Source organism: Rhizobium sp. BE258, assembly GCF_031457345.1.
Taxonomy (GTDB): Bacteria; Pseudomonadota; Alphaproteobacteria; order Rhizobiales; family Rhizobiaceae; genus Rhizobium.
On sequence record NZ_JAVDWL010000006.1, the window covers coordinates 300,385 to 326,490 of the forward strand.

Sequence of the window (26,106 nt, forward strand, 5' to 3'; positions counted from 1 at the left end):
AATTATGCCGTTGGCTTGGTCTGATCGTCGACCGTTGCGCCGGGCGCATTCTTCTTGATGGATTCGATGGCGCTCAGCGCGGATGCCTTTGCTTTGTAGCCTTCCGAGCCGAACATCTGCTCGCCGTTTGACGCCTTGAAGCGGAAACGGAATTCACCAGCCTTGTCTTTGTACACTTCGAACTTATACATCGATTGTCTCCCAAAATCAGGAAGTTGCCCCGGTAACAAAGAGCAATCTAGAGCAAAAGTTCAATCTATTCCATCTGGATATTTGCACCTTTAACGATCGGTTCCCATTTGGCCAGTTCGGCCTTCACATGGGCGCCAAGCTCTTCCGGCGTCGAGCCGACGATCGTGGCGCTGAAGTCCTTCATCCGCCCGGCTACGGCAGGATCCTTGAGGGCCTTGTTGGCTGAATCGTTGAGTTTTGCCACCACATCGGCCGGTGTATTGGCCGGGGCGAAGAGCGCGTTCCAGGTGTAGGTCTCGTAGCCGGGAACGCCGGATTCGGCGATCGTCGGAATATCCGGGAAGGATGTAGCCCGCTCGGCCGTTGTGACCGCGAGCGCGCGCAGCTTGCCGCTTTTGATGTGCGGGGAGGACGAAGGCAGGTTGTCGAACATGATCGAGACCTGGTTGCCGAGCAGGTCGGTCAGCGCCGGGCCTGCGCCCTTATAGGGGATGTGCTGCATCTTCGTTCCGGCCATGGCGTTGAAAAGTTCGCCGGAGAGATGCAACGGGGTGCCGTTGCCGGAGGATGCGTAGCTCCACTTGTCCGGCTCGGCCTTCAACAGCGCGATCAGCTCCTGAACGTTCTTGGCTGGCAGTTCCGGATTGACGACCAGCACGTTCGGCACCACGACAAGCAGCGAGACCGGGGCGAAATCCTTCTGCGGATCGTAGGGCGTCGATTTGAGGATCAGCGGGTTCAGCGCGTGGGTGGCAACGGTGCCCATCAGGATGGTGTAGCCATCCGGTTCGGCGCGGGCGACATTATCGGCGCCGAGATTACCGCCGGCACCGGCAACGTTCTGGACAATCACCTGCTGGCCTAGATCCTCCGACATCTTCTCGGCGATGATACGGGCGACCACGTCGGTCGATCCGCCGGCGGCGAACGGCACCACCATGGTGATGGTGCGATCCGGAAATCCTTCGGCCAGCGCCGTCCCCGCGCCAAGCGCGGTCAGCAATCCGATGCCGAGGGCAATACTTGCCCGGCGGGTAAAGGTAAAAGGCGCCATTCGATTCTCCTCCCAGAATTCAACAGCTCAGTCGCCCGGCTGCGTCTTGCCGGGCAGGAGGAGGTTAGGGCAGGGTGGGGTAAAGGCAACCGGTGCGATTGCTCGAGGGCATGCGACTTTAGTCGCCTTGGAATGGGGGATTGATATTACATTTGCACCTTCGATAACCATCTAAGGGTAAAACAGAATTCCACCGCTTGCCGCCGCAAGCGGATTTCATGAGGTTTGATATGCATCTGTCCCCCGATGCGATGGCCACTTTCACGGATGCCGAAGACGGCGCCTGGCCGCTTCGCCGCCGCCGTATTCTCGACTGGCTGGTCAACGAGACGCGCGGCGAACGCTTCATCGACAACATCTTCGTCGAGATGAATGAAAGGCTCCTGGAAGCAGGCGTGCCGCTCGGCCGCGCGACGCTGCATTTCCGCACGTTGCATCCGCAATGGATGGGCGCGCGCGTTCTCTGGCGACCGGGGCTGAAGGAAGGCAAGATCACCACCTTCGGCTATGGTGTCGAGAACACGCCGCAGTTTCTCAGCAGCCCGATGAACGAGATTTTCAGCGGCGCTTCGGAAGTGCGCCAGAATCTGGAAGGCGAGATCCACAGCGACTATGCGCTCTATGATGAGTTACGCGGCGAGGGACTGACCGACTATATCGCCTGGCCATTAGAGCACACGCTCGGCAAGCGCCATGTCGTCACCTTTTCCAGCAATCGGCCGAGCGGATTCACGGCCGAGCATATTTCGTTCCTTCGCGATCTTCTCCCGGCCCTGACGCTGGTCAGCGAGATCCGCGTCAAGAATATCCTGGCGCGCACGCTGCTGCAGACCTATGTCGGCCCGCATGCCAGTGAACAGATCCTCGCCGGCGCCACGACGCGGGGCAGCGGCAGTACAGTCGGCGCGGCGATCCTGATCTGCGATCTCCGCGATTTCACGACGATCTCGGACATGTGGCCGCGCGACGACGTCATCGAGCTGCTCAATGCCTATTTCGATGCCATGTCCGAGCCGATCGAGCGACACGGCGGTGAGATCCTGAAATTCATGGGCGACGGGCTCTTGGCGATCTTCCCGCTCAGCAATCCGGATGCCTGCCGCAACCTGCTGCTGTCGCTGAAGGAAGCCCGCACGGCGATCAACGACCTCAACAAGTTCAACGCCGAACGCGGCGTCGTCGAGCTGCGCTACGGCGTCGGCGTCCACGTCGGGGATGTGATGTATGGCAATATCGGCTCGCGCAAGCGCCTGGACTTCACAGTGATCGGTCCGGCGGTGAATGTCGCTTCACGGCTCGAAACGCTGACCAAGGAGGTCGGCCGTCCGGTGCTGATATCGAAGGCCTTCGTCGACATGGCGAAATGCGGCGCGGAACTGGAGCCCGTCGGCACCTACCCGCTCCGCGGATTGGGAGAGCCGGTGGACGTGTTTACGTTCCCGCAGGGGTGAGACCCGTTATTTCGCAATCGCCAGAAATTCCTCGGCGCCTGCATCAAATTGCAGCTTGGCGAGCTTGGCGTAGATACCGCCGTGCCGGATGAGGCTTTGGTGGGTGCCTTCTTCGACGATGCGGCCCTGGTCGAGCACGAGGATGCGGTCGGCTTTCAGGACGGTTGCCAGGCGGTGGGCGATGACGAGGGTGGTGCGGCCCTGCATCAGACCGTCGAGGGCCTTCTGGACCAGCGTCTCGCTCTCGGCATCGAGCGCCGAGGTGGCTTCGTCGAGCAAGAGGACCCGCGCGTTCTTCAGGATCGCGCGGGCGATGGCGATGCGCTGGCGCTGGCCGCCCGATAGCGTGATGCCGCGTTCGCCGACCTGCGTTTCGTAACCGCGGTCGAGACGGGCGATGAATTCGTCGGCCTGCGCGGCGATCGCGGCGGCGCGGACCTGCTCAGGGGTCGCCTGCGGGTGGCCGAAGGCGATGTTGTCGTGGATCGAGGCGGCAAAGATCGTCACGTCCTGCGGGACGATCGCCATGCGCTCGCGCAGATCATCCGGGTCGGTTGCGCGGGCATCGAGGCCGTCGATGGCGACAATCCCTTGCTGCGGGTCGTAGAAGCGCAGCAGCAGCGAGAAGATCGTGCTTTTGCCAGCACCCGATGGCCCGACGATGGCAACGGTTTCGCCGGGGGTGACATGAAAGCTCAAACCATGCAGCGCCGATTTTCCCGGGCGCGACGGATAGGCAAAATGGACGTTTGAAAACTCGACGCGGCCGCGGGCAGGCACCGGCAGGATTTCCGGCTGGGGCGGCGCTGCGATCGGCGATACTTCGTCGAGAAGCTCAGTCAGCCGGTCGGCGGCACCGGCGGCTTGCGAGAGTTCGCCCCAGACTTCAGAAAGCGCGCCGAGCGATCCGGCGGCGATGACCGAATAGAGCAGGAATTGGCCGAGCGTGCCGGCTGACAGCGTGCCTGTGAGCACGTTATGGGCGCCGACCCAGAGAACGGCGACGACGCTGCCGAAGATGAGGGTGATGGCGATACCGGTCAGCAGCGCGCGCGAGCGGATTGCCGAGCGGGCGGCTTCATAAGCGGATTCGACCGCCATGCCGTAGCGGGCGGCTGCGGCATCCTCGCCGTTGAAGGCCTGGACGGTGCGGGTGGCGGCAATGGTCTCGTTGGCAAAGGCGGAGGCTTCGGCGAGCGTATCCTGGGCGGCGCGCGAGCGCTTGCGCACCGAGCGGCCGAAGGCGACCAGCGGGAAGACGATCAGTGGGATGGCGCCGAGCGCCAGGCTTGCCAGCTTCGGCGAGGTGACGACCATCATGCCCATGGCGCCGAGACAGAGGATCAGGTTGCGAAGTGCGACCGAGGCGGTGGCGCCGACGGCGGACTTGATCTGTGTCGTGTCGGCGGTCAGGCGGGAGACGATCTCGCCCGACTGGTTGACGTCGAAAAACGAGGCGGAGAGGCGGGTGACATGGGCAAAGACATCGCGGCGCAGGTCCGAGACGATGCGCTCCCCAAGGGTGATGACGAAATAGTAGCGGAGCGCGCTGGCGATCGCGAGAACGATCGCCATCACCATCAGCATCGCGAAGTAGCTGTTGATGAAGGAGCCGTCCGGCTGCGTGAAGCCATGATCGATCATCCGGCGAATGGCCAGCGGCAGGGCAAGCGAGGTGACGGCGGCAAGCGCCAGCGCGACGAGGGCGCCGGTCACCAGGCCGCGGTAGCGCATGACATAAGGCGTCAGACGCCCGAGAGGCTTCAGCGACCGCGACTTCTTTTCCCCGCCCTGCACTGCGTCTGTCAAATCAGCTCCAATCGCCCTCAAACCGTTGATCACCAGCTTGTTGGCACTTGTTATCCTTTAGGCCTTCATGTATAGGCACCGCATCCGAATGGGAAGCCGTAGCCTTCGTGACTGCGGCTTCATTTATTCAATCGGGCCTCTTGCCGCAATGACATGCGTCAAATTGGACCCTGGCATCGCAGGAAGATTGTTATGAAGGCTGATATCCATCCCGACTACCACACCATCAAGGTTGTGATGACTGACGGCACCGAATACGAAACCCGCTCGACCTGGGGTTCGGAAGGCGCTGTCATGAACCTCGAAATCGATTCCAAGTCCCATCCGGCATGGACGGGCGGCAACCAGCAGCTCATGGACCGCGGTGGCCGCGTTTCCAAGTTCAACAAGCGCTTCGGCGGCCTCGGCCTCTAATCGCTTCTGCGGTACTGAATTTGAAAAGAGCCCGGTTTTCACCGGGCTTTTTTATTGCCCGTTTTTGGCGCTGCGCTTTCCGCCAATGAAAAAGGCCGGTTGCGCAGGGAACGCAACCGGCCGGATTTAAATATACTTCTGAGTAAACTTAGTTGTTGCCGAAAGCGGTCTGCAGCAAGCTGAGCTGCGCCTGAACGCTGTTCTGATTGTCGGGAACGATCGGGGCTTCCGACGGGCGATAGATTTCGCGGTCGAGAAGGGCGATGCGATTCTGCAGACGCAGCGAGCGCTCGACGAGATCGCGGAAGGATTCCGGCAGGTCGCCCCAGCCCGGAGCGTTGCGATCGACGTTGAAGCCGTCGAGGCGAACCTTGTTCTTTTCAGCCAGAACCTGATCGCGGGACATCTCGCCGTTGTTGACGGCGCGCTGCAACAGCAGCCACGATGCCATCTGCATCAGGCGGGTCGTGAGGCGCATCGATTCCGCTGCGTAAAGTACCGACGCCATGCGGGGGAGGACCTTGGAAGCTGCGCGGCCGTTACCATCGAGGTAGGCTGCGGTTTCTTCGACAAGCGACATGCCCTCGGCATAAAGCGTCTTGAATTGCGACGATGCGGCGGCGCGTCCGGCGAAGCTGATCGTATTCAAACCAAGTTCCGACATTCAATTTGTCCCTGTTGCACGCGTCTACATATGGTCAGGTAACGCCAGCCTGAAGTAAAAGTTTCAAGGGCCGGTCTTTATGTCTTTAAGATGGTATCATTACCCTAAATGCGCAAGGCGTTTCTTAAGAAAGGGTTAACTTCCACAGATTCGTGGTGAACGGCCGCGCAGGCAAAAAAGAAGAGCCGCAAAAGCGGCTCTCAAGGTAAAACAGGGAGAAAAATCAGACCAATTCACCGCATGGAAAACTGTCTGAGATCCAGACGAAATCTGGATGGTTTAAGTAATAGCTCGTAAAGCTTAATATCCTGTTAATACTGTTCAGCATTAAGACTGGGCGAAGCGTGTTTTGCGCTTGCCTGTGACTTCTTTCTTGAAGTCAGGAGCGGAACAGGCCCTCGGCGGCGGCGCGCCCCGAAGCCTTCCTGACCGACTCGGCCTCCAGTCTTGCGATCTCGCTTTTCAGCAGCTCGATTCGCTCCTTGAGCTCACCGACCGACAACAGCGAGAGATCCGCACCAATCTCGTGGGCGGTCTTCTTCACGGACCGTTCCTCGTCAAAGAAGCTCATGGCAATCCTCCCTTTCGTTCAGTTTGGCTTTTCAGCCATACTTTACAGCAGGATCACCACTTTCGGGAGACTTGTTGGATCCGCGGTCGGCAAGCGTCATGCTTTCGGGCGTGATCATCGGCGATGTTGCCGTCGGGATCGTCGTATAGGCGTCACGGGCGTCGGGGTGGATGGCAGCGCGCAGGCGGCTGCGGATGATCGCGTAGGCGGCGATCAGCACGTGAGCGATCGCCGTTACCAGGAACAGCGCGTGCGGGCTCACCATCGACATGACAGGGCCGCCGATCGTCGGGCCGATGACGGTGCCGATGCCGTAGAGCAGCAGCAATCCGCCGGAGACCTTCACGAAATCCTCGGAGGAGGCGAAGTCGTTCGCGTGCGCCACGGCGATCGGATAGAGCGTGTTGGCGACGGCGCCGTAGAACACCACGAGGCCGATCACCCAGAAGGGGTCGGACGGGCTGAAGAGGACGATCAGGATACCGGCGAGAGCAGCAAGGCCGGACATGGCGGCCAGAACGTAGCGGCGGTCGATGCGGTCCGAGAGGCGGCCGGCCGGAAACTGCATGACGGCGCCGGCAAAGATCGTGGCGCTCATCATGATGGCGATGCTGGTATCGGACAGCCCGGCACCGGCACCGAAGACGGCGCCCAGCGTGCCATAGGCACCATTGGCGATGCCGACAAGCAGGATGCCGAGGCAGGAGACAGGCGAATTGCGGTAGAGCGCCGGCAGGTCGAGGCGCACGGCCTTCAAAGGCTGCGGGGAGGCCGCGGTGGACAGCGTGGTTGGCAGCATGGCGACGCAATAGAAGACGCCGCAGATCATGAAGAGAATGGGCGTGCGCACATCTTCAAGCGGGATCATCATCTGGCCGCCGACGACGCCGAACAGCGTAATGGCGATATAGAGCGAGAAGATCGCGCCGCGGCTTTCGTTCGTCGCCCGTTCGTTCAGCCAGCTTTCGATGATCATCGAGGTGCCGGCCGTGGAGAAGCCGGTGACGGCGCGCAGCGCAATCCACCAGACCGGATCGATGACTATGCCGCTGAACAGCGCGCTGATGGCGATGATGGCGATGAAGCCGGAGAAGGCGCGCACATGGCCGACACGGCGCACCATATTCGGCGCCACAAGGCAGCCTATAACAAAGCCGCCGGCCCAGGATGTGCCGAGCAGACCGAGCGTGGTGGTGGCGTAACCTTCGATGTTCCCGCGGACGGGGAGCAGGATGCCCTGCAGGCCATTGCCCATGAAGAGGAAAAGCGTTCCGAAAAGCAGCGCGGCGACGGACAGCAGATTTCTTCTCATATGCCCACTCTCGACGAGTTCGATTTCAAAAAGACATAAGCCGAGACGATGTCCCGCCCAGTCCCAATGGTGTTGATTGTGCCCCGGAATGCCGTTACGGCATGAAGAAATTCTGTGTTCGCCCGGAATAATGTCGGTCCTGTGACATTATGATAATATTGGAAAAATAAAACCATGACCAAGCTGCTCGCATTGCTGCTCATCCTGGCCATGGTCATACACATCATCAAGCCGTTCGGGCTGCCCGGTTTGCGACGGCGAATGGACTTCTGGAAAATTGCGCTCATCGCTTTTGCGATCTGGACGGTAGCGCTGCTCGGCCGCGAGTTCTTCGGCTAGGCGAGAATCTCGCCGTGCATGACGAAGACGCAGCTGCCGGAAATGCGGACATCGGTGATCGTTCCACCCGCTTTCGTCACATCGACCTCAATGATGCTCCGACGACCCATCTCGACACCCTGTTCGATAGTGATGCGTTGTTGGCTGTCGTTTCCGGGCGTCCGGGAAACCAGATAGGCCGAGAGGGCGGCGGAGGCACTGCCTGTCGCCGGGTCTTCAGGGACGTTATCGAGTGGCGCAAACATGCGCGCACGAAGATGCCAGGGGTTCTCGCTGGAGCGGACATAGAGGAACAGCGAGAAGTCGTGGTTATTCTCGCCGCGGTTCCCGGCGGCTTCGCGGAACAGGGCGGGGTTGGGCACCGCTGCGGCAAGTGCCTCGAGGTTTGCGATTTCGGCAACGGCAAATTCCAGGCCGACGGAGACGAAAAGCGGGTGGTGGCGTGCGGTGGCGATCTCATCCGGCTGTATGGCGATGCAGCGCGCAATATCGGCTTCCGGGATCGCAGCGCCTACCTGCAGCGGTTTTGGCGCACGGATCGTCGCTGCGGTCACCTTTCCGTTGCTGCGGCGCAGATCGACCTCGACGATACCGGCTGCCTCCTCGAAGCGCAGCTTGTCGCCAACAGGTTTGCCGAAGATCTCGCTTTGCTGGCCAATGAAATAGGCGGTGCCGACATTCGGATGGCCGGCGAAGGGCACTTCCATTGTCGGCGTGAAGATGCGGACATGCGCGGTGTTGGCAGGATCCTTCGGCGGCAGCACGAAGGTGATTTCGGAGTAGCCAAACTCTGCGGCGATCTTCTGCATCTCGGCCGTGTCGAGAGCCTCTGCGCCGGTGATGACGGCAAGCGGATTGCCTTCGAAGCGAACGGAGGTGAAGACGTCGAGGGTGGTGTAGGCAAGATTGGGCACGGCAGGCTCCTGTTCGGCAGGCAGCCATGATTAGCCATGAGCGCCTATCACAGAAGATGCAAACTTGTCGCCGTGACAAAGAAAATGGGCGGCCAAGGCCGCCCACATTTGATCAAACGAGGGCGCTCTCGCGCGCGTCGGACTTATCGACGCTCGCCGCATAGATCTGGGCGATCGTTTTGGTCAGGCTCGCGTCGAATTCCGCGTCGCTCATCGTCACGCGCAGATTTTCCGCCAATGCGCGGGAGAAACTGGCGATCATGCCATGGTTATGGCTGAGCTTTTCGCAGGCGTCTTCGGTGCTGTATCCGCCTGAAAGGGCCACAACGCGGATCACCGACTTGTGGGCGATCAGCGGCGCATAGAGATCGGCAACGGTCGGGATCGTCAGCTTGATCATGACGTTTTCACCGGCGGGGAGCTTGTCCAGTTCCTTCAGGATCTCGTCGCGCAGGATGGCCTCGGCCTGCTGCTTTGTCGGGCTGTCGATCGAGACTTCGGGCTCGACGATCGGGATGAGGCCGTGGCCGATGATCTGGCGCGCCACTTCGAACTGCTGCTTCACGACGGCGGCGATCCCTGCCTTGTCCGCATGAGCGATGACCGAGCGCATCTTCGTGCCGAATATGCCCTTCTGCCGGGCGCGGATCAGGAGCGCGTCCAGATCGGGCATTGGCTTCATCACCTGAACGCCGTTCTCCTCGGCTTCGAGGCCCTTGTCGATCTTCAGAAAGGGAACGACGCCGCGCTTTTCCCAGAGGTAGGAGGGGACAGCCTGACCATCGACTTCGCCGTCCATGGTTCGTTCGAAGAGGATCGCGGCGATGACCTTCTCGCCCGAAAAGGCAGGCGCGCTCATGATGCGGGCGCGCATGGCATGGACCAGGCGGAACATTTCCTCGTCACCGGAATAATCCGATTCAGATACGCCATAAAGACGCAGTGCCTTCGGCGTCGAGCCACCGCTCTGATCCAGCGCTGCAATGAAACCCGGTGCAGAGCTCATCTTATCCAACATCTTCGCGTCTACCATGCTGCTCCTATCCCAAAAATCGGCGCGCTAGGCGCCTACTGCTCAATGGCTATCATTCGCGGATAACAGAAGTTTATGAGCGGGAGAATGGAGCGCTAAACCATTGAAACGATTGAAATCATTTCAATCGTTTGAAAGTTTGGGCAGTTTTGACCCCGCTGAGCAAAAGACCGCGAAAGCGAGGTGCTTCCGCGGTCCTATCCACATGTAAAAATTGTTAAATCAGCTTTGGCTGATTATTTGCCCTTGAGAACGGCAACGCCTGGAAGGACCTTGCCTTCCATCCATTCCAGGAAGGCGCCGCCTGCCGTCGAGACGTAGCTGAAGTCGTCGGCAACGCCTGCATGGTTGAGCGCCGAAACGGTGTCGCCACCGCCTGCGACCGAGGTCAGCTTGCCGGCCTTGGTGCGCTCGGCAGCGTATTTCGCAGCCGCAACCGTCGCCTTGTCGAAGGGCTCGATTTCGAAGGCGCCGAGCGGGCCGTTCCAGACCAGCGTCTGTGCACGGTCGATCCAGGCCTTGACCGCTTCGACCGACTTCGGACCGACGTCGAGAACCATGGCATCGGCAGGGATCGCATCGATGGCGACCGTCTCGTTGGCGGCTCCCGCCTTGAATTCTCGGGCGACGACGCCGTCCTCGGGCAGGATGATGGCGCAGCCGGCGGATGCGGCTTCAATCATGATCTGCTTTGCGGTTTCGGCGAGATCATGTTCGCAGAGCGACTTGCCGACATTGGTGCCGCGGGCGGCGATGAAGGTGTTGGCCATGCCGCCGCCGATGACGAGGGCGTCGACCTTCTTTACCAGGTTCATCAACAGGTCGATCTTGCTGGACACCTTGGCGCCGCCGACGATGGCGACGACCGGGCGGACCGGCTCGCCGAGACCCTTTTCCAGCGCTTCCAGCTCGGCCTGCATCGTGCGTCCGGCATAGGCAGGCAGCAGATGGGCGAGACCTTCGGTCGAGGAATGGGCACGGTGGGCCGCGGAGAAGGCGTCGTTGACATAGATGTCGCCGTTGGCGGCGAGCGCCTTGGTGTGTTCGGGGTCGTTCTTCTCTTCGGCCTTGTGGAAGCGGGTGTTCTCAAGCAGCAGGATATCGCCGTCCTGCAGCTTCGCGACGGCAGCGGATGCTGCATCGCCGATCGAGTCGGTGGCGGTGGCAACGGGCTTGCCGAGAACCTTGGCGACGTCGGCTGCGATCAGCGACAGCGAAAGGTCAGGCGAGGGACCGTCCTTCGGGCGGCCGAAATGGGCAAGCAGGATGACCTTTGCGCCCTTCTTCGACAGTTCGAGGATCGTCGGTGCGACGCGCTCGATGCGGGTTGCGTCGGTAACCTTGCCGTCTTTCACCGGAACGTTGAGATCGACGCGGACGAGAACGCGCTTGCCGGCGATGCCGTTGAGGTCGTCGAGGGTCTTGAAAGCTGGCATGGGAGTATCCGTTCGTTAGTGCCTTGGAAGGTGGCCGACCATAGCAAGGATGCCCCGCGACGCAAGGTGTTCAGCCGTGCTTTTCACGCGCGTTTTCGTCGCTCTCCGGCACCCGTCCCGCATGCGCAGGCTCCGACACATGGCGGCCTTTGAAGCGGTCGCGGATGCGCTGGATGATATCGCGCATGTTGATGAAGATCGGCAGGGTAATTGCCGGTTCCACCGCTTCCAGAGACATGCCGACGGAGCTGATGTGATCCTGATCGTCGAGGTCGCGAACGATGAGGATGATCGAGCCGAGACGGACGCGATCGGCATAGTCGGCCTTGCCGCCAAGCCGCTGCTTCATCAGTTCGGCGATCGTCAGGCCTTTCTCGGATTCGTTCAGCAGACCCGGCCCATAGGCGGCATCGAGATCGGCGGCTGGACGGATCGGCGAGAGCGCGAAGGCTCCGAAGAAGTCCGCATCATCCTCATCCACAGGCGCCTTGCTGGCGAAGAGACGGTCGAGCAGGCGGGCGTAGCTCGGGACGATGAAGAGATAGACCAGATCGTTTTCGCGCAGGCGGCCAGCATATTGATAGCGCAGCGACTTGCCGTCGCGGATGACCAGAGATGGTGTGGCCCAGCGCGGGATGCGCTCGCCACGGAGGACGGGACTGTCCTTGATGACACGGTAGGCGAGGAGTTCATGGTTTGCAGAGCCCGGCAGATCGATCTCGACCTTGTCGACGGCGCCCATACGCGGCGGGATGATGAGGCCGAGCTTCTTGGCCACCGGCTTGATCGTCCACCCCTGTACGAGGAGCGAGACGAGGACGATGATGAAGGCGACATTGAAATAGACATGGCCATTTGGCAGTCCGCCGAGGATGGGCATGATGGCGAGCAGGATCGAGACGGCGCCGCGCAGGCCGACCCAGGCGACGAAGCCGATTTCCTGCTGGGTGTAATCGTAGGGCAGCAGCGACAGCCAGACGGCCAGCGGGCGGGCGACGAAGATCAGGAACAGCGCCAGCGCCACGGCGGGTAGGATGATCGCCGGAAACTGCGACGGCGTTGCCAAAAGCCCAAGCACCAGGAACATGATGATCTGCGCCAGCCAGGTCATGCCGTCCTGGAAGCGCTTGATGGCGGCCAGGCCAGGCAGCTTGCGATTGCCGGCATAGATGCCCGCGACATAGACGGCGAGGAAGCCGCTGCCGCCGACCGCGCCGGTGAAGGCGAAGACGAGCATGGCAAGGCCGAGCACGAAGATCGGCGTCAAGCCGCGATCGGTATCGAGGCGGCTGACCACCTGGGCGATCATCATGCCGCCGAGCATGCCGAGGATGACACCGAGGCCCATTTCCTCGATGAAGAGGGCCAGCATCGACAGATTGATGCCGGAATAGCCTTCGCCGCTCGCCAGCAGTTCGACGAGAACGATGGTGAGGAAGATCGCCATCGGGTCGTTGGTGCCGGACTCGACTTCCAGCGTCGAGCGCACCTTGTCGCGGATATTGATGCCGCCGATGCGCAGCAGGAAGAAGACAGCGGCGGCATCGGTCGAGGCGACGATCGAGCCGAGCAGCATGCCCTCGAGCCAGCTGAAATTGAGCAGCCAGGTGGCGGCGAAACCGACAAGGGCGGCGGTCATCAGAACGCCGACGGATGCAAGCGTCAGCGAGGGAATCGCGGCAAGCTTGAAGGCCTGGATCGGCGTGCCGAAGCCGGAATCGAAGAGGATGACGGCGAGCGCGATGGAGCCAAGGATATAGGCAAGATAATTATTGCTGAACTCGATGCCGAGGCCATCCACACCGGCCAGCAGGCCGATGCCGAGGAAGAGGAGCAGCAGGGGGGCGCCGAAACGGAAGGCGAGCAGGCTGGAGAAGGCAGCAAGAAGCACCAGCGCCGTCGAAACCAGCACGACGATATAGAATGCTTCCACGTCCATCCCCTTTCACATCCGCGCCGCGGCCCGCCCCCGGAAACCGCAACCATTGCTCGATCCTCGTCCTTTGCTGCGCTTCCGCCAGTAAACGGCAAAAAAGACCGGAAGGGTAGGCCTTGCGGCTTAACCTTGCTGGGCTGCGGCGTCATGCTGCTGAACGGAGAGCCGGACGGCTCACCAGCGAATGCTACGGGAGAGAATCTCTATAAAGAATGTATAGGCAAATCAGGCGAGAGCAGGGCAAAAACTGAGATGAGCATCGCTTTTGCCGATAAGGCGGCGCTTATCGGCCATTGACCTGAAAGCGCTTGTTGATGCGATCGACCGGCGTGCCATCGAGAAGGGGAGCATCCTTCGTAATGCCGTAGGTCTCGAAGCCCATTTTTGCATAGTAGGCCAGACCACCGGTATTGTCGGCGCGGATCGTCGCGTTGATGAACTCCATATCGAGCGACCGGGCGGCCGCAAGCGTTGCCGCGAACAGGGCAGTGCCGACGCCGGGGATTTTGGGGTGCTTGCGGGAAAATGTCCCGATGTCGGCCCATCCGTCCGGCAGGTCTCCGTAGCGGCTGATCTCCTGGAACCCGGCAAGGCCGTTATCGGTTTCGGCGACATGGCAGGCGAAGACCGATGGTCCGTCGATGAACCATTCCCGGAATTCTGCAGGCGAAAGTGCGACCTCTATGGCTGTCGTGCCACCGGCCGCGATGATCTCGTTCAGGAGGCCGGTGAGCTCGCCAGCGTCATCCGCGATTGCTTTTCGAATGCTGATATCCACCATGATGCCGCTCGCCTCCCTCCGGTGCCACTCAAAACAAAAACGGCCCGGTTTCCCGGGCCGCTCTCTCGATCTGCTTTTCGCAAAAGCGAAGCTTAGATGAGCTTTGCGAAGGCGACGGCCGTGTCGGACATGCGGCTCGAGAAGCCCCATTCGTTATCGTACCAGGACAGGACGCGCACGAAGTTACCTTCCATGACCTTGGTCTGGTCGGTCGCGAAGATTGACGAATGGTCGTCGTGGTTGAAGTCGCGGGAAACCAGCGGCTCGTCGGTGTAGCCGAGAACGCCCTTCAGCTTGCCGTTGGAGGCAGCCTTGATGGCTTCGTTGATTTCGCCGACGGTCGTTGCCTTCTTGGAGACGAACTTGAAGTCGACGACCGAGACGTTCGGGGTCGGGACGCGGATCGACGTGCCGTCGAGCTTGCCCTTCAGGTGCGGCAGCACGAGGCCGACGGCCTTGGCAGCGCCGGTGGAGGTCGGGATCATCGACAGGGCTGCAGCGCGGGCGCGGTACAGGTCCTTATGCATGGTGTCGAGCGTCGGCTGGTCACCCGTGTAGGAGTGGATCGTGGTCATGAAGCCATGATCGATACCGACGGCGTCGTCGAGAACCTTGACGACCGGTACGAGGCAGTTCGTCGTGCAGGATGCGTTGGAGATGACCAGGTGTTCCTTGGTCAGCTGGTCGTGGTTGACGCCGAAGACGACGGTCAGGTCGGCACCATCGGCAGGAGCCGAAACGATGACGCGCTTGGCGCCGGCCGTCAGGTGGGCAGCAGCCTTGTCGCGCGAGGTGAAGATGCCGGTGCACTCGAGCGCGATATCGACGCCGAGTGCGCCGTGCGGCAGCTCAGCCGGGTCGCGAACGGCGGTCACCTTGATCGGCTTGCCGTTGCCGACGATGATCGTGTCGCCTTCGACCTTGACGGTCGCCGGGAACTTGCCGTGGATCGAATCGTAGCGCAGCAGGTGAGCGTTGGTTTCGACCGGGCCGAGGTCGTTGATCGCCACGACTTCGATGTCGGTGCGGCCGGATTCGACGATAGCGCGGAGAACGTTGCGGCCGATGCGGCCGAAGCCGTTGATGGCAACCTTTACAGTCATTTGCATTCACTCCCTAGACATGGGGCTTGCGGATGGAGTGGAGAGCGCCGGAGCGCTCTCCCTGAAACTCAGAGCTTTGCTTCTGCAGCAGCGACGACGGCGTCTGCCGTGATGCCGAAATGCTTGAAGACGTCCTTGGCCGGGCCGGAAGCGCCGAAGCTCTTCATGCCGATGAAGGTGCCTTCCGGACCGATGAACGCATCCCAGCCTTCGCGAACGGCGGCTTCGACGGCGATCTTGACCGGCGAGTTGCCGAGCACTTCCTTGCGGTAGGCATCCGGCTGTTCGAAGAACAGTTCGGTGCAGGGCACGGAAACGACGCGGACGGAAACGCCCTTGGCTTCGAGCGTGGCGCGGGCGGCAACGGCGAGTTCGACTTCAGAGCCCGAAGCGAAGATCGTCACCTTGGCGTCGGCCTTGCCGGCCAGCGTATAGGCGCCCTTGGTCGTCAGGTTCTCTTCCGAATATTCGGTACGAACCGTCGTCAGGTTCTGACGGGTCAAGGCCAGCGCGGTCGGGCGGTTCTTCGTCTTCAGCGCGATCTGCCAGGCTTCCGCCGTCTCGGTGACGTCGGCCGGACGGAAGACCAGCAGGTTCGGAACGGCGCGCAGGCTCGGCACCTGTTCGACCGGCTGGTGGGTCGGGCCATCTTCGCCGACGCCGATCGAGTCATGCGTCAGGACGTGGACGAGGCGGATACCCATCAGGGCGGCGAGGCGGATCGGCGGACGGCAATAGTCCGAGAAGATCATGAAACCGCCGCCATAGGGGATCAGACCGCCGTGCAGCGAGATGCCGTTCATGGCCGAGGCCATGCCGTGTTCGCGGATACCCCAGTGCATATAGCGGCCGGAGAAGTCGGTCGGCGTGATCGAGACCATCTGGCTGGTCTTGGTGTTGTTCGAAGGCGTCAGGTCGGCGGAGCCGCCGAGCGTTTCCGGCAGAAGGCCGTTGATCACTTCAAGCACGTCCTCGGACGCCTTGCGGGTGGCGACTGTCGGCTTGGTCTCGACGATTTTCTTCTTCAGTTCGCTGATCGCAGCGTCGAAGCCTTCAGGCAGATCACCAGCAAAGCGGCGGCTGAATTCAGCATTGTGAGCCGACTTTGCGAGGCCAGCTTCCCAGGACTTGACCAGATCGACCGAGCGGGCACCGGCGGTGCGCCATGCGTCGAGAACGTCGGCCGGGATGACGAAAGGTTCGGCTTCCCAGTTCAGAGCCTTGCGGGTAGCGGCGATTTCCTCGGCACCGAGCGGGTTGCCGTGAACCTTGTGGCTGCCCTGCTTGTTCGGAGCGCCGAAGCCGATGATCGTCTTGCAGGCGATGAAGGTCGGGCGGTCGGACTTGTGGGCGGCTTCGATGGCAGCGGCGATTGCTGCCTGGTCGTGACCGTCGACTTCGATCGTGTTCCAGTGAACCGCCTTGAAGCGCATGATCTGGTCGGTCGAGTCAGACAGGGAGACGGCGCCGTCGATGGTGATCGAGTTGTTATCCCAGAAGAGGATCAGCTTGTTCAGCTTCAGGTGACCGGCAAGCGCGATCGCTTCATGGCTGATGCCTTCCATCAAGCAGCCGTCGCCGTTGATGACATAGGTGTAGTGGTCCTGCAGGTCGGAACCGAATTCCTCGCGCAGCTTGCGCTCGGCGATCGCCATGCCGACAGCATTGGCAATGCCCTGGCCGAGCGGACCGGTGGTCGTTTCGATGCCGGTCGCGTGGCCGTATTCAGGATGGCCGGCGGTCTTCGAACCGAGCTGGCGGAACTGCTTCAGGTCCTCGATCGTCATGTCCGGATAGCCGGTTAGATAAAGGAGCGAATAGAGAAGCATCGAGCCGTGGCCTGCGGAGAGGACGAACCGGTCGCGGTTCGGCCAATGCGGCTTCTTCGGGTCGAAGCGGAGATACTTGCTGAAGAGGACAGTGGCGACATCAGCCATGCCCATCGGCATGCCCGGATGGCCGGAATTAGCCTTTTCGACTGCATCCATGGCGAGGAAGCGGATCGCATTTGCCATCCGGTCGTGTTGTTCAGGAGAGGTCATGGCTATTCCACGGGTTCCGGGTGTCGGGGGATGGCCTCGAGCCTTCTGAAGACCATCGATGAGAGCGGGGTGACACATAGCAGTTGGAACGGCCAAGTCAATAAATTGCAGGCCGAATCCGGGGCGGGTGCGACGATTTTTAACATTTGACCATCAAATTTTACAAAAGACCAATTCACTGCAAAGACTGGGACTATTTCAGTCATCCACAGAATAGGGCCGGTGCCCCCATGCCACCTTTATTGACGGGCAGTTGGCGAGCTGCATATCCTCTTGAAAACACTGAACCGGCACCGCTTGCCGATTCGAATGGTCTTCTGCGGGAACACCGGACTTAAGACAATGACGCCGACAGGCAACGCCATGGAAGCAGCGCTCAACGAGCTCAAACAGGCCATCTCAGGCCTGGAGAACGCCGTCGATATGCGCATCGAACGCCAGCGCGAGCAGGGCGATATCGAGGGCGAGGTACGGCGCGTTCATGCCGATCGCTCGAAACTGGCGCAGGAGCTGGATCAGGCGGAATTCCGGGCGAACCGTCTGGAAGAGGTCAATCGCGAGGTCTCCCGCCGGCTGGTGACGGCGATGGAAACCATTCGCGCGGTTCTGGACCGGTAAAGGAAGCAGCGACATGGCGCAGGTGACTGTTACGATCGACGGCAAGGCCTATCGCATGGCCTGCGAGGAAGGCCAGGAAGGCCATCTGACGGATCTCGCCAACCGCTTCGATGGCTATGTCGGCCATCTCAAGGGCCAGTTCGGCGAAATCGGCGATCTCAGGATCACTGTCATGGCCGGTATCATGGTGATGGACGAGATTGCCGAACTCACGCGCCGGGTGGCGGGTCTCGAGGCGGAACTCGACGGTCTGCGAAGCAATCGCGATACGGTACTTGCCGCGACCTCGCGCACCGAGGAGACGCTGGCATCGGCGCTTGGCGAAGTTACCAGCCGCCTGCGCAGCATCACCGAAAAGCTGAACGGCCGGACGCCTGCCGAGCTGAATTAATTCGCCGAAACACTGTCTTCTGCCACTGGCGCGGCCTCGAGAACGCCCTTATATATTGAAGGCGATCTGCGCCTCTCGACAGGAATCACAATCCCTGGGGCCATACTCGATCCAACGGGAGCTGTCCCTGACCAGGCTCGTGGGCCTGGACATATGGCGCCCACCTACGTTTGTAGGCACCCAGGATCGTAAACATCCACCGGTTGCCGCGGATCGCACTTTTCCCCTTCACAGTTTCCCTTCCCCGATTGCCACGTCCTTCTTCAGGTGAGCGCTTAGGTCGTTGGCCTTGGCGGGGCGAGGCGGTTTGGCCGCCGATTTGGCCCGATATGGCTGAACCAAGCGCAGCAAGATATTCAGAAATTTCATGGAAACGGTCATGGTCTTTCCTTCCATGACGCCAATTTACTGCTGTGGAGTAGCGCAGTATAATGAAACTCCCTCCGCTCAATGGTGAAGGATTTTCATGCCAAATCGCGTTCTGCCGCCTGTCGCCACATTGCAGGCCTTCTGCGCCATTGCGGAAACCGGCGGCTTTGCCAAAGCGGCGGAGCGGCTGGGTCTTACGCAGACGGCAGTCAGCCACCAGATCGCGCAGCTCGAAGGCTGGCTTGGCGGACGGCTTTTCGACCGCGGGCGGCATGGGGCCAGGCTGTCGGCTCTCGGAGCGAAGCTTCATCCGGACATTTCTGCGGCAATGACCGCACTGGAGATGGCGCTGCATCAGGGCCGTGCGGCAAGCCTCGATCCCTCGCTGGTCATTGCCACGACACCCGAATTTTCCAGCCAATGGCTGGCGCCACGGCTGGAGGCCTTCTGCCGCCGTTATCCGAAGATTGAGGTGCGCACCGCGGTCACCTATCAGCGCCCCGATTTCACCAGCGTCGATCTGGCGATCTGGCTTGGGCATGGCGGCTCAGAGCTTGTGACCGAATCTTTATTGCTCGACGACGAATTCGTGGTGTGTGCGCCGGAAGTCTCCGCGCGGCTTCCGCGCCGGGGTGCGGTTCGTGCGGCACCTCTGCTTGCCTATCGCGGCATGCGTCATACGGTTCTCGACTGGCAGCGATGGTTCGAGCAGGTTGGTGGCGACCTGAATTCGCATGAACTGGCCGGTTTCGATATTGGCGAAGCGGTGCGGGAAGCACAGGTCTTCGATACATTCGAGGAGATGCTGGAAGCCTGCGGCCGGGGCGAAGGCTTTGCGCTCGTTCGAAGTTCGTTGATGGATGCAGATCTTCAGTCGGGAAAATTGGTGCGCTGTTTCGTCGAACAGCAGCCGGCGGCATTGAATTATGCGATGCTTTATCCGGCGGGCGCCCTGGAAAAATCGTCAGTCGCGCTCTTCAGGCAATGGCTGCTCAGCCAGACAGGGCCGCAGCAATAGGTTCTTATTCGGCTGCAGCCAGATAGATGGTGTTCTGCGAGGAGGCGGCTAGCGCCTGCACTCTTGCTTCGGCCTTGGCGATCAGCTGGTAGAACTCGTCCTGTGCATCGACATCGATCTGGATGACGGCGTTGACGTCCTCCGGGGTATCGCAGACGCAGGCAACTGCCGAGATCGGACAGATGCCGCCCGGATAGCGCTTTCCATTGCCGGTATAGGCGCGGCGGCCCCAGCGCTCGGAGAAAACGGTCTCTTCGCGGTCCAGATGCAGAATCGTGCCCTTGCAGGCCGTCACAATCGCGGCCTTGCCGTAAGCGAACCAGTGATAGTTCAGCTTGCGCAGGATATATTTGCCCGTGATGTCCTCTCCGGCCAGTTCGGCGGGATCTTGAATCATTCTGATCATAACGGCGTCCTCGAAGTTGTCTTCAATATCCGGTATGTCGGTTTCCGCCGCAAGTCGAAAAACATCAGGTTTTGTATAGACTTAGTCACAAACTATTTCCAATTTTTACAAACGGACGGCTGTCGCGCATATCGGACTGAGTTCCATTTGGTGAATTGAATTCATAAGTGTTGGGATTTTCATCCGGATTATCGTCGCAATGGCGGTCGCCCATATTGTGAGCCGAACAAGAATTTGCCGCGCCTGTCAGATGCGGCTTTCACATCGGATCTCATTATGCCCCTTGCACTTTTTGCTTTGACGATCGCGGCCTACGCGATCGGAACCACCGAATTCGTCATCGTCGGCCTGCTGCCAACCGTTGCCGATGACCTTCACATCACGCTGCCGCTCGCCGGCTTGATCGTCAGCGTCTATGCCCTCGGCGTCACTTTCGGTGCGCCCATCCTGACGGCGCTCACCGGGCGGATCGAGCGCAAGCCGCTGCTGCTCGGGCTGATGGCGCTGTTTGTCCTTGGCAATGCGATGGCCGCGCTCAGCCCCGGCTACCTGCCGCTGCTGGTCGCCCGTGTGCTGTCGGCCTTTGCCCATGGCGTGTTCTTCTCGGTCGGCTCGACGATCGCCGCCGGTCTGGTCCCTGAAAATCGCCGTGCCTCGGCCATTGCGATGATGTTCATGGGCTTGACGGTGGCGATCGTCACCGGCGTGCCGCTCGGCACGTTCATCGGCCAGACTTTCGGCTGGCGCGCGACATTCGCAGCCGTTGCCGGGCTGGGCGTCATCGCCTTGATTGCGATTGCCGTCCTACTGCCCTCGACGCTGACGAGAGCTGAACCGGCGACGCTGCGCCAGCAGGCGGGCATCCTCGGTAGCGGGCGCCTGCTGATGGTGTTCGGAATGACGGCGCTCGGATATGGCGGCACCTTCGTGGCCTTCACCTTCCTGGCCTCGATCCTGCAGGAGGTCACCGGTTTCTCGGCTTCCTCAGTTAGCCTCATCCTGGTGCTCTATGGCCTGGCGATCGCTGCCGGCAACATCGTCGGCGGGCGGATCGCCAATCGGGATCCGGTGCGGGCGCTGACCTGGCTCTTCGTTGCCCAGGCCGCGGTTCTGGTGCTCTTCAGCTTCACGGCCGTCTCTCCCTGGCTGACGATCCCGACGCTGGCGGCGCTCGGCTTCCTCTCCTTCGCCAATGTGCCGGGCCTGCAGCTCTATGTCGTTCAGCTTGCCAAGCAGGTTCGGCCGGCAGCCGTCGATGTGGCCTCGGCCCTGAACATCGCCGCCTTCAACCTCGGGATTGCCGCAGGCGCCTGGATCGGCGGGCTGGTCGTGGAATCCCGTCTCGGCCTGCAGGCGACGCCATGGGTCGGCGCGATCCTGGTCGTTGGTGCGCTGCTTCTGACGCTGAAGAGTGCGGCTCTCGACCGGCGGGTGGTTCCGGCGGCGGAGCCCATGCGCAGGGCGGCCTGAACGGTCATGCAATCAACGGGCGCTTCGGCGCCCGTTTTCTATTGCGCTTCAAGATCGCTCTTCAACCGGTCGATGATCGAAAGCGCGTGCCCGGCATAGGCGCTGATCCAGCGGTCGTAGATATGTTTGATCGGCAGGCTGTTGAGGTGGTTCCAGCGTTCGCGGCCCTCCTTCTTCGCGATCACCAGACCGGATTCCTCCAGAACCTTCAGATGCTGCATCACCGTGCAGCGGTCCATATCCGGAAAATTTTCGCAAAGCATGCCGGTCGTGCGCGGTCCGTCCTTCAAAAGATCGAGGATCTCTCGGCGCCGGAAATGGGCGAGGGCCTTGAAGACAGGGTCGTTTTCCGATTCGCTTGACATGTTATGTTTTTATAACATAATGGCGCCGATCACAATGGAAAAGAGGAGGAAGTGCCATGTCCCTCGGTATTCGTGTCGGAGGCCGGATCGGCCGCCCTGCCGCGGAGGTTTTCGATGCGGTGGTCAATCCGAAAAAGCTCTCGGGTTATTTCACGACGGTCGGCGGCGCGAGCGCGCCGCTTGTCAAGGGAACCACGGTGACCTGGTGGAAGGACGCGCCGGTGGAGGTCGTCGATCTGGTGCCGGAGAGCCTGATCGTGCTGCGCTGGGACGGCGGAAAGGATGCGGACAAGGTCCGCTACAAGACGACGGTCGAAATGAAGTTCGAGGCGCTTGAGGATGGCGGCACGATGGTGACCATCTCCGAAGACGGCTGGCACGAAGACGAAGCCGGGCGGCGCGGCACCTATCTCAATTGCGAGGGCTGGGCCAACATGCTGTGCTGCATGAAGGCCTTCGTCGAGCACGGCATCAACCTGCGCGACGGCATGTTTCTCAGCGAGATGCGCGGCGAGCCGGCCGAAGCGCCTGACTACGAGGCACGGACATGAGCGCGGCTTTCGAGGGCGGCGTCGATGTCGCGATGAAGGTGCCGCCGCACCAATATCAGCCCGTCTTGAATTTTTACCGTGATGTCGTCGGGCTGAAGGAAATCGGCAATGAGGGTACGCGCGGCTTCGAACTTGGACCGATCCGGCTTTGGATCGACGAGAGCCCGGGCATGAGCCAGGCGGAACTCTGGCTGGAGCTCTTCACGCCGGATTTCGGCCAGGCCGCAGAGCATCTTCGTCAGGCTGGCGTGACGCGCTGCGATGCCATCGAACCGCTCGGCGAGAGTTTTCGCGGCGGCTGGATCCTCAATCCAGCCGGCATCGTCCATATGGTGCGGGAGCCGGATACCTGGGAACCGCCCTCGGAGTGACCTATTCGGCCGCGGGCGGCAGCAATCCCTGGCCCGGGGCCGGCAATGCCCTTGATCCGCTCGCCAGGATGCCGCCCGGCGACGGGCGCCATCTGGAGCGGCGCACGGAGACCGTGTTGGCCGCCATCCGCGTCTGGCCGGCATAGGCAGACGGCTTCTGGAACATGCGGCTGAACAGGGCTCGGAGCGCTGCCAGCGGATAGGCCCGGCCCGGCATTGCTTCCGGCATCTCGCTGTAGAGCCGCTGGATCATCTTGCGCCGGACGATCGCCGGATGGGCGTGGATATCCTCGCTTTCGCGCCGTTCCTTCACCGCGACTACGGAGACGGTGAATGACGACCGGTTCTGATCGACGCGGTCGATGCGTCCAGCAACGTCGAAGCCGGGGAAGGGCGAAAAGAGAAGCAGATCGCCGACACCGGCATTCATGCCGATGCGCGGCTGCTGCAGGCTGATTTCCGCCTGTGTCAGAGACAAGCTATCGACGGTGCAGGGCAGGGCCTGGCCGTTGCAGGTCATTGCCGTCTTGCGTCCGACCGGAAACTTGATGGCGTCCAGCGGCTCGCGCGGCAGCTCGATACACACGAGCATCGAGACGAATGCATAGACCATCACCACCATGCCCCAGGCGACACTAAAGCTGTCGAGGCCGCTGTAATTGCTGAGCAGCGGCCCATTGAGCATGCCGGTGAAGGTGAGGATGATGATCAGCGCGAAGGTGGTGGCGATCGGATAGAGGATATCGACGCGGGTGCGGTCCTCGCCCTTCGCCGTCACCTTGAATGGCCGTCCGAAGGGGTGGGCGATGGCGTGGCAGATGGCGATGGTGATCGGAATGGCCGAGACCATCTGCGAGACCTCGGTGAACAGCGGCAGGCTGCGCCAGCCGGAGACCCAGGCGTGGAAGGTCCACATCGCGCCGACCATCGGCAGCGCATAAAGGAAGAAGGCTTCGGGCTCCATCAGGATCGCCGGCAGGCCGAGGAAATAGAAGAGGATCGGCGCTGCCATCAGAAGCAGCATGAACGGCCGGCAGAACCAGAACAGCAGCCCGTGGAAATAATGCAGCCGCTGCATCAGCGTATAGCCGCGGCCGAAGAACGGCCCGTCGCGCAGCAAGGCTACCTGAATGGTGCCGAGACACCAGCGGCAGCGCTGGGTGATGTAGCCCGACAGGCTTTCGGCGGAGAGGCCGACGCTGAGCCGCTCGTTCAGCCAGCGGGTGCGCAATCCCTTCTGCATAAGACGGTAGGTGAGATGAATGTCTTCGGTCACGGTCTCCTCGGGCATGCCGCCGATCAGTTCAAGGGCATCGCGCCTGACGACGCAGGATGTGCCGACACAGAAGGCCGCTCCCCAGCCGTCCTTCGACGGCTGCATGACGTCGAAGAAGATGCGCTGGTCGTCGACCCAGGCTTTGGACGCCAGAAGGTTATGCTGCACCGGGTCGGCATTATAATAGAATTGCGGGGTCTGGATCAGTCCGATCTCGGGATCGACGAACTGGCCGATGATGCGCTTGAGGATCGGCCGCTGCGGCGCGAAGTCGGCATCGAGGATCAGGATGAAGGGGGCGTTGGTGATCTGCTTCGACCAGCGGATGGCATTGTTGATGTTGCCGCCCTTGGCGCCCTTGTTGTCGTCGCGCGTCAGATAGCGCACGCCGAGTTCGCTGCAGTAGTCGCGCAGCCATTCGCGCCGCCCGTCGTCGAGGATCCAGATGGTGAAGTTGCCGTAGTCGATCGCCTTGGCGGCGAGGATCGTCCGCTCCAGGATGGTGACATCCTCGTTGTAGGTGCAGATGAAGACGTCGACGGCCGGTGGCTTTCCCATGCGCGAGATCATCGCCTCGCTGGTATCGGCTGCCCCTGTATGGTCGGTCCGCCGGAAGAAGAAGACGATCGACAGCAGCGTGTAGAGAATGACCACGGCCTCGAAAGCCAGGTAGATGCGCGGCCAGATCGCGTAGGCGCTCCAGTCGAAAGCTGGCAGCGTCGTCGTCAGCCGGAAATAGACGTAGTTCGCAAGCATCAGGATCAGGATGGTGCCGAAGACGGCGCGGTCCTTGCTCCTGTTGCTGTCGAGCAGCAGTGCGCAGCCCAGAATGAGGGCAATCGTCACCAGCGAGAAGAGGATGGCATCCGAGAGGGTGACTACTTCTGGGGACATGGCTCTTCCTCGTTCTTGGCCGCAAAGGAATCTGCATTGAAGGGATTCAGCCTGAGTGCCGCGAGCACGGCCCATCCCGTCGCCCCGACATGGGGCAGGCGATAATATTTGAAGTCGCCGGGCTCCGAGTTCGGCCCCACCTGCAGCCCTGTGGTCAGCTGCTCGTCGACGGTGGCGTAGATCAGTTTCTCGGGTGAGATCTGGGCCGAGATGGTCTGGAATAGCGGCTCCGCCTTCTGCGCATCGCCGACCATCTGATAGATCAGCGCGGCCTGCGCGGTGCCTTCCAGCCAGATGCCGTCGCGATCGTCGTTGAAGTCGAAGCCGCCGGGAACGCCGTGGTTGACTTCCGTCCATTCGAGCACCTGCGGTGCCTTGGCGGCAAAATCCTTGACGGCGATCAGCGGCCACAGCTGGGCATCGAGACCGGACATGTTGACGTTGGGCGCGTTGCTGTCCGGCACGCTGCCGATATAGAAACGGCCCTCCGCCTTGTTCCACATGGCATCGAGGAAGTCCTTGGCACTCTCGCCGTCATGTTCCCAGTCGCCGGCCTCGTCGATTGTCGCCAGCCAATGATCGGCAGCGTAAATATCGAGATTGTGCTCGGTGGATTTCCAGGTCATCCGGTCGGGCGTCGGTTCGTGGCCGAAGAAGCCGCCGAAATAGCCGGGGTTCTTGGGGTCGGCAGTCGAACGGTGGATGAAGTCCATGATCTTGCGGGCGCCGTCGAGATAAGCCGTCTGGCCGGTCTCGGAATAGGCGGCGAGCAGGCCGAGCGCCCCCCAGGCGGTGCTGCCGGTCGCACTGCCGACCTGATAGCCGTCCTCGATCCAGGAGTTGCTGGCCGTGCTCCAGTAGCCGGGAAGCAGCATGCCGTCCTTGCCTGTTATGACCGGCCCGGAGCGATAGGCGTTGCGCAGCCGTCCGTCGTGATAGTGGCGGTCGGTTTCCAGCGCCAGCACCAGCGCATCGGCGACGCGTTTAGCCTCCTTGGCGCGGCCGCAGCCATAGAGCGCCATCATCGCCAGCGCGTTGTCATAGGTGAAGCCGGTATTGTCGAGCGCCGGGTGCAGCTTCGATCCGCCGTTTGCCGGTTCGAAACTGCGAAAGACGAAAGCCTGCTCCGGTTCACCCGTCATCAGCGCGGCAAGGCCGTCGCAGAGGGTGCAAGCCAGTTCGTCATGTTTGCCTGCGGCCGCAGCAGGCGGTGGGCTGAAGGCAAATGCCGCCATGGCGAGCATCGCCGCTAGGAACGTTCTACGCAAAACCATATCAAAGTCTTCCCTGTTATCGCCGCTCGATAACGTGAAGCGAAAGCGCGCT

Annotated in this window: 27 protein-coding genes and 1 other RNA gene; 10 read left to right on the plus strand and 18 right to left on the minus strand. The window is 61.3% G+C overall.

Annotated features, from left to right (window positions below; all coding sequences use genetic code 11):
* Positions 1–2: 2 nt before the first annotated feature.
* Together J2X43_RS21980 and J2X43_RS21985 are read right to left on the minus strand one after the other, a co-directional pair.
* Positions 3–191, minus strand: coding sequence for a YegP family protein (locus J2X43_RS21980; protein WP_112385480.1), 189 nt, complete (start codon positions 189–191; stop codon positions 3–5).
* A 65-nt stretch (positions 192–256) separates the two neighbouring features.
* A complete protein-coding gene (locus tag J2X43_RS21985; RefSeq protein WP_310297262.1) occupies positions 257–1,246 on the minus strand; it encodes a tripartite tricarboxylate transporter substrate binding protein in 990 nt (329 codons plus the stop codon).
* Positions 1,247–1,476: 230 nt separating this feature from the next.
* Here J2X43_RS21985 and J2X43_RS21990 point away from each other — a divergent pair, with 230 nt between their 5' ends.
* The gene (locus J2X43_RS21990) at positions 1,477–2,697 is read left to right on the plus strand and encodes an adenylate/guanylate cyclase domain-containing protein (RefSeq protein ID WP_310297265.1); all 1,221 of its coding nucleotides are present in this window, start codon (positions 1,477–1,479) and stop codon (positions 2,695–2,697) included.
* A 6-nt stretch (positions 2,698–2,703) separates the two neighbouring features.
* Here J2X43_RS21990 and J2X43_RS21995 read toward each other — a convergent pair whose 3' ends face one another.
* The gene (locus J2X43_RS21995; protein ID WP_310297267.1) at positions 2,704–4,506 is read right to left on the minus strand and encodes an ABC transporter transmembrane domain-containing protein; all 1,803 of its coding nucleotides are present in this window, start codon (positions 4,504–4,506) and stop codon (positions 2,704–2,706) included.
* Positions 4,507–4,698: 192 nt separating this feature from the next.
* On the opposite strand from J2X43_RS21995, the gene rpmE reads away from it, so the two are divergent.
* Positions 4,699–4,920, plus strand: a complete 222-nt coding sequence (rpmE, locus tag J2X43_RS22000; protein WP_007527409.1) for a 50S ribosomal protein L31 — start codon at positions 4,699–4,701, stop codon at positions 4,918–4,920.
* Positions 4,921–5,068: 148 nt separating this feature from the next.
* On the opposite strand, the gene J2X43_RS22005 is transcribed toward rpmE, so the two are convergent.
* From J2X43_RS22005 to J2X43_RS22015, 3 genes are all read right to left on the minus strand, one after another.
* Positions 5,069–5,584 (minus strand): DUF1465 family protein, encoded by a 516-nt coding sequence (locus J2X43_RS22005; RefSeq protein WP_112385477.1) that lies wholly within the window; start codon positions 5,582–5,584, stop codon positions 5,069–5,071.
* Between the two features lie 379 nt (positions 5,585–5,963).
* Positions 5,964–6,155, minus strand: a complete 192-nt coding sequence (locus J2X43_RS22010; protein ID WP_310297273.1) for a DUF1192 domain-containing protein — start codon at positions 6,153–6,155, stop codon at positions 5,964–5,966.
* 31 nt (positions 6,156–6,186) lie between these two features.
* A complete protein-coding gene (locus tag J2X43_RS22015; protein ID WP_112385475.1) occupies positions 6,187–7,467 on the minus strand; it encodes an MFS transporter in 1,281 nt (426 codons plus the stop codon).
* A gap of 174 nt (positions 7,468–7,641) precedes the next feature.
* Here J2X43_RS22015 and J2X43_RS22020 point away from each other — a divergent pair, with 174 nt between their 5' ends.
* Complete coding sequence (locus J2X43_RS22020; RefSeq protein ID WP_310297279.1) at positions 7,642–7,806, plus strand: hypothetical protein; 165 nt, start codon at positions 7,642–7,644, stop codon at positions 7,804–7,806.
* On the opposite strand, the gene J2X43_RS22025 is transcribed toward J2X43_RS22020, so the two are convergent.
* The 7 genes from J2X43_RS22025 to tkt all read right to left on the minus strand — a co-directional run bounded on the left by J2X43_RS22025 (position 7,803) and on the right by tkt (position 17,051).
* Positions 7,803–8,720, minus strand: a complete 918-nt coding sequence (locus J2X43_RS22025) for a PhzF family phenazine biosynthesis protein (protein ID WP_310297281.1) — start codon at positions 8,718–8,720, stop codon at positions 7,803–7,805. The genes J2X43_RS22020 and J2X43_RS22025 overlap by 4 nt on opposite strands.
* 112 nt (positions 8,721–8,832) lie before the next feature.
* Positions 8,833–9,753 carry a fructose bisphosphate aldolase gene (locus J2X43_RS22030; RefSeq protein ID WP_310297284.1) on the minus strand — a complete coding sequence of 307 codons (921 nt, stop codon included), beginning with the start codon at positions 9,751–9,753 and terminating at the stop codon, positions 8,833–8,835.
* A gap of 236 nt (positions 9,754–9,989) precedes the next feature.
* On the minus strand, positions 9,990–11,189 hold the full coding sequence (locus tag J2X43_RS22035) for a phosphoglycerate kinase (RefSeq protein ID WP_310297287.1): 1,200 nt from the start codon (positions 11,187–11,189) through the stop codon (positions 9,990–9,992).
* Positions 11,190–11,259: 70 nt separating this feature from the next.
* A complete protein-coding gene (locus tag J2X43_RS22040) occupies positions 11,260–13,128 on the minus strand; it encodes a potassium/proton antiporter (protein WP_310297290.1) in 1,869 nt (622 codons plus the stop codon).
* Positions 13,129–13,408: 280 nt separating this feature from the next.
* The gene (locus tag J2X43_RS22045) at positions 13,409–13,897 is read right to left on the minus strand and encodes a GNAT family N-acetyltransferase (RefSeq protein WP_310297601.1); all 489 of its coding nucleotides are present in this window, start codon (positions 13,895–13,897) and stop codon (positions 13,409–13,411) included.
* A 101-nt stretch (positions 13,898–13,998) separates the two neighbouring features.
* Positions 13,999–15,009, minus strand: a complete 1,011-nt coding sequence (gap, locus tag J2X43_RS22050) for a type I glyceraldehyde-3-phosphate dehydrogenase (RefSeq protein WP_310297293.1) — start codon at positions 15,007–15,009, stop codon at positions 13,999–14,001.
* A gap of 68 nt (positions 15,010–15,077) precedes the next feature.
* Positions 15,078–17,051, minus strand: a complete 1,974-nt coding sequence (gene tkt / locus J2X43_RS22055; RefSeq protein WP_310297297.1) for a transketolase — start codon at positions 17,049–17,051, stop codon at positions 15,078–15,080.
* Between the two features lie 342 nt (positions 17,052–17,393).
* Between tkt and J2X43_RS22060 the strand changes: the two genes are divergently transcribed.
* The 3 genes from J2X43_RS22060 to ssrS all read left to right on the plus strand — a co-directional run bounded on the left by J2X43_RS22060 (position 17,394) and on the right by ssrS (position 18,279).
* On the plus strand, positions 17,394–17,669 hold the full coding sequence (locus J2X43_RS22060; protein WP_112385709.1) for a DUF4164 domain-containing protein: 276 nt from the start codon (positions 17,394–17,396) through the stop codon (positions 17,667–17,669).
* A gap of 13 nt (positions 17,670–17,682) precedes the next feature.
* A complete protein-coding gene (locus tag J2X43_RS22065; RefSeq protein ID WP_112385469.1) occupies positions 17,683–18,060 on the plus strand; it encodes a cell division protein ZapA in 378 nt (125 codons plus the stop codon).
* 60 nt (positions 18,061–18,120) lie between these two features.
* Positions 18,121–18,279, plus strand: a non-coding RNA gene (gene ssrS / locus J2X43_RS22070) — 6S RNA.
* 9 nt (positions 18,280–18,288) lie between these two features.
* Here ssrS and J2X43_RS22075 read toward each other — a convergent pair.
* Positions 18,289–18,441, minus strand: a complete 153-nt coding sequence (locus J2X43_RS22075; RefSeq protein ID WP_162698732.1) for a hypothetical protein — start codon at positions 18,439–18,441, stop codon at positions 18,289–18,291.
* An 85-nt stretch (positions 18,442–18,526) separates the two neighbouring features.
* Here J2X43_RS22075 and J2X43_RS22080 point away from each other — a divergent pair, with 85 nt between their 5' ends.
* Positions 18,527–19,447 carry a LysR substrate-binding domain-containing protein gene (locus J2X43_RS22080; RefSeq protein ID WP_310297302.1) on the plus strand — a complete coding sequence of 307 codons (921 nt, stop codon included), beginning with the start codon at positions 18,527–18,529 and terminating at the stop codon, positions 19,445–19,447.
* Positions 19,448–19,451: 4 nt separating this feature from the next.
* On the opposite strand, the gene J2X43_RS22085 is transcribed toward J2X43_RS22080, so the two are convergent.
* Positions 19,452–19,853 (minus strand): hypothetical protein, encoded by a 402-nt coding sequence (locus J2X43_RS22085; protein WP_310297305.1) that lies wholly within the window; start codon positions 19,851–19,853, stop codon positions 19,452–19,454.
* Positions 19,854–20,129: 276 nt separating this feature from the next.
* Here J2X43_RS22085 and J2X43_RS22090 point away from each other — a divergent pair, with 276 nt between their 5' ends.
* Complete coding sequence (locus J2X43_RS22090) at positions 20,130–21,323, plus strand: MFS transporter (RefSeq protein WP_310297308.1); 1,194 nt, start codon at positions 20,130–20,132, stop codon at positions 21,321–21,323.
* A 38-nt stretch (positions 21,324–21,361) separates the two neighbouring features.
* On the opposite strand, the gene J2X43_RS22095 is transcribed toward J2X43_RS22090, so the two are convergent.
* Positions 21,362–21,688 carry a helix-turn-helix transcriptional regulator gene (locus tag J2X43_RS22095; RefSeq protein ID WP_112385466.1) on the minus strand — a complete coding sequence of 109 codons (327 nt, stop codon included), beginning with the start codon at positions 21,686–21,688 and terminating at the stop codon, positions 21,362–21,364.
* A gap of 56 nt (positions 21,689–21,744) precedes the next feature.
* On the opposite strand from J2X43_RS22095, the gene J2X43_RS22100 reads away from it, so the two are divergent.
* Both J2X43_RS22100 and J2X43_RS22105 read left to right on the plus strand, forming a co-directional pair.
* Complete coding sequence (locus J2X43_RS22100) at positions 21,745–22,239, plus strand: SRPBCC domain-containing protein (RefSeq protein WP_310297311.1); 495 nt, start codon at positions 21,745–21,747, stop codon at positions 22,237–22,239.
* The gene (locus tag J2X43_RS22105) at positions 22,236–22,610 is read left to right on the plus strand and encodes a VOC family protein (RefSeq protein WP_112538697.1); all 375 of its coding nucleotides are present in this window, start codon (positions 22,236–22,238) and stop codon (positions 22,608–22,610) included. Before J2X43_RS22100 ends, J2X43_RS22105 begins: the two co-directional genes overlap by 4 nt.
* Position 22,611: 1 nt before the next feature.
* Here the strand turns inward: J2X43_RS22105 and J2X43_RS22110 are convergent, their stop codons facing one another.
* On the minus strand, positions 22,612–24,780 hold the full coding sequence (locus J2X43_RS22110; protein WP_310297316.1) for a glycosyltransferase family 2 protein: 2,169 nt from the start codon (positions 24,778–24,780) through the stop codon (positions 22,612–22,614).
* Positions 24,765–26,054 (minus strand): hypothetical protein, encoded by a 1,290-nt coding sequence (locus J2X43_RS22115; RefSeq protein WP_310297319.1) that lies wholly within the window; start codon positions 26,052–26,054, stop codon positions 24,765–24,767. Before J2X43_RS22115 ends, J2X43_RS22110 begins: the two co-directional genes overlap by 16 nt.
* Positions 26,055–26,106 lie beyond the last annotated feature (52 nt).

Bases quoted from the DNA above. Each gene is read 5' to 3' on its own strand.
- J2X43_RS21980 (WP_112385480.1), bottom strand. From the start codon at position 191: ATGTATAAGTTCGAAGTGTACAAAGACAAGGCTGGTGAATTCCGTTTC.
- J2X43_RS21985 (WP_310297262.1), bottom strand. From the start codon at position 1,246: ATGGCGCCTTTTACCTTTACCCGCCGGGCAAGTATTGCCCTCGGCATC.
- J2X43_RS21990 (WP_310297265.1), top strand. From the start codon at position 1,477: ATGCATCTGTCCCCCGATGCGATGGCCACTTTCACGGATGCCGAAGAC.
- rpmE (WP_007527409.1), top strand. From the start codon at position 4,699: ATGAAGGCTGATATCCATCCCGACTACCACACCATCAAGGTTGTGATG.
- J2X43_RS22005 (WP_112385477.1), bottom strand. From the start codon at position 5,584: ATGTCGGAACTTGGTTTGAATACGATCAGCTTCGCCGGACGCGCCGCC.
- J2X43_RS22010 (WP_310297273.1), bottom strand. From the start codon at position 6,155: ATGAGCTTCTTTGACGAGGAACGGTCCGTGAAGAAGACCGCCCACGAG.
- J2X43_RS22015 (WP_112385475.1), bottom strand. From the start codon at position 7,467: ATGAGAAGAAATCTGCTGTCCGTCGCCGCGCTGCTTTTCGGAACGCTT.
- J2X43_RS22020 (WP_310297279.1), top strand. From the start codon at position 7,642: ATGACCAAGCTGCTCGCATTGCTGCTCATCCTGGCCATGGTCATACAC.
- J2X43_RS22030 (WP_310297284.1), bottom strand. From the start codon at position 9,753: ATGGTAGACGCGAAGATGTTGGATAAGATGAGCTCTGCACCGGGTTTC.
- J2X43_RS22035 (WP_310297287.1), bottom strand. From the start codon at position 11,189: ATGCCAGCTTTCAAGACCCTCGACGACCTCAACGGCATCGCCGGCAAG.
- J2X43_RS22040 (WP_310297290.1), bottom strand. From the start codon at position 13,128: ATGGACGTGGAAGCATTCTATATCGTCGTGCTGGTTTCGACGGCGCTG.
- gap (WP_310297293.1), bottom strand. From the start codon at position 15,009: ATGACTGTAAAGGTTGCCATCAACGGCTTCGGCCGCATCGGCCGCAAC.
- tkt (WP_310297297.1), bottom strand. From the start codon at position 17,051: ATGACCTCTCCTGAACAACACGACCGGATGGCAAATGCGATCCGCTTC.
- J2X43_RS22060 (WP_112385709.1), top strand. From the start codon at position 17,394: ATGACGCCGACAGGCAACGCCATGGAAGCAGCGCTCAACGAGCTCAAA.
- J2X43_RS22065 (WP_112385469.1), top strand. From the start codon at position 17,683: ATGGCGCAGGTGACTGTTACGATCGACGGCAAGGCCTATCGCATGGCC.
- J2X43_RS22075 (WP_162698732.1), bottom strand. From the start codon at position 18,441: ATGACCGTTTCCATGAAATTTCTGAATATCTTGCTGCGCTTGGTTCAG.
- J2X43_RS22080 (WP_310297302.1), top strand. From the start codon at position 18,527: ATGCCAAATCGCGTTCTGCCGCCTGTCGCCACATTGCAGGCCTTCTGC.
- J2X43_RS22085 (WP_310297305.1), bottom strand. From the start codon at position 19,853: ATGATCAGAATGATTCAAGATCCCGCCGAACTGGCCGGAGAGGACATC.
- J2X43_RS22090 (WP_310297308.1), top strand. From the start codon at position 20,130: ATGCCCCTTGCACTTTTTGCTTTGACGATCGCGGCCTACGCGATCGGA.
- J2X43_RS22095 (WP_112385466.1), bottom strand. From the start codon at position 21,688: ATGTCAAGCGAATCGGAAAACGACCCTGTCTTCAAGGCCCTCGCCCAT.
- J2X43_RS22100 (WP_310297311.1), top strand. From the start codon at position 21,745: ATGTCCCTCGGTATTCGTGTCGGAGGCCGGATCGGCCGCCCTGCCGCG.
- J2X43_RS22105 (WP_112538697.1), top strand. From the start codon at position 22,236: ATGAGCGCGGCTTTCGAGGGCGGCGTCGATGTCGCGATGAAGGTGCCG.
- J2X43_RS22110 (WP_310297316.1), bottom strand. From the start codon at position 24,780: ATGTCCCCAGAAGTAGTCACCCTCTCGGATGCCATCCTCTTCTCGCTG.
- J2X43_RS22115 (WP_310297319.1), bottom strand. From the start codon at position 26,054: ATGGTTTTGCGTAGAACGTTCCTAGCGGCGATGCTCGCCATGGCGGCA.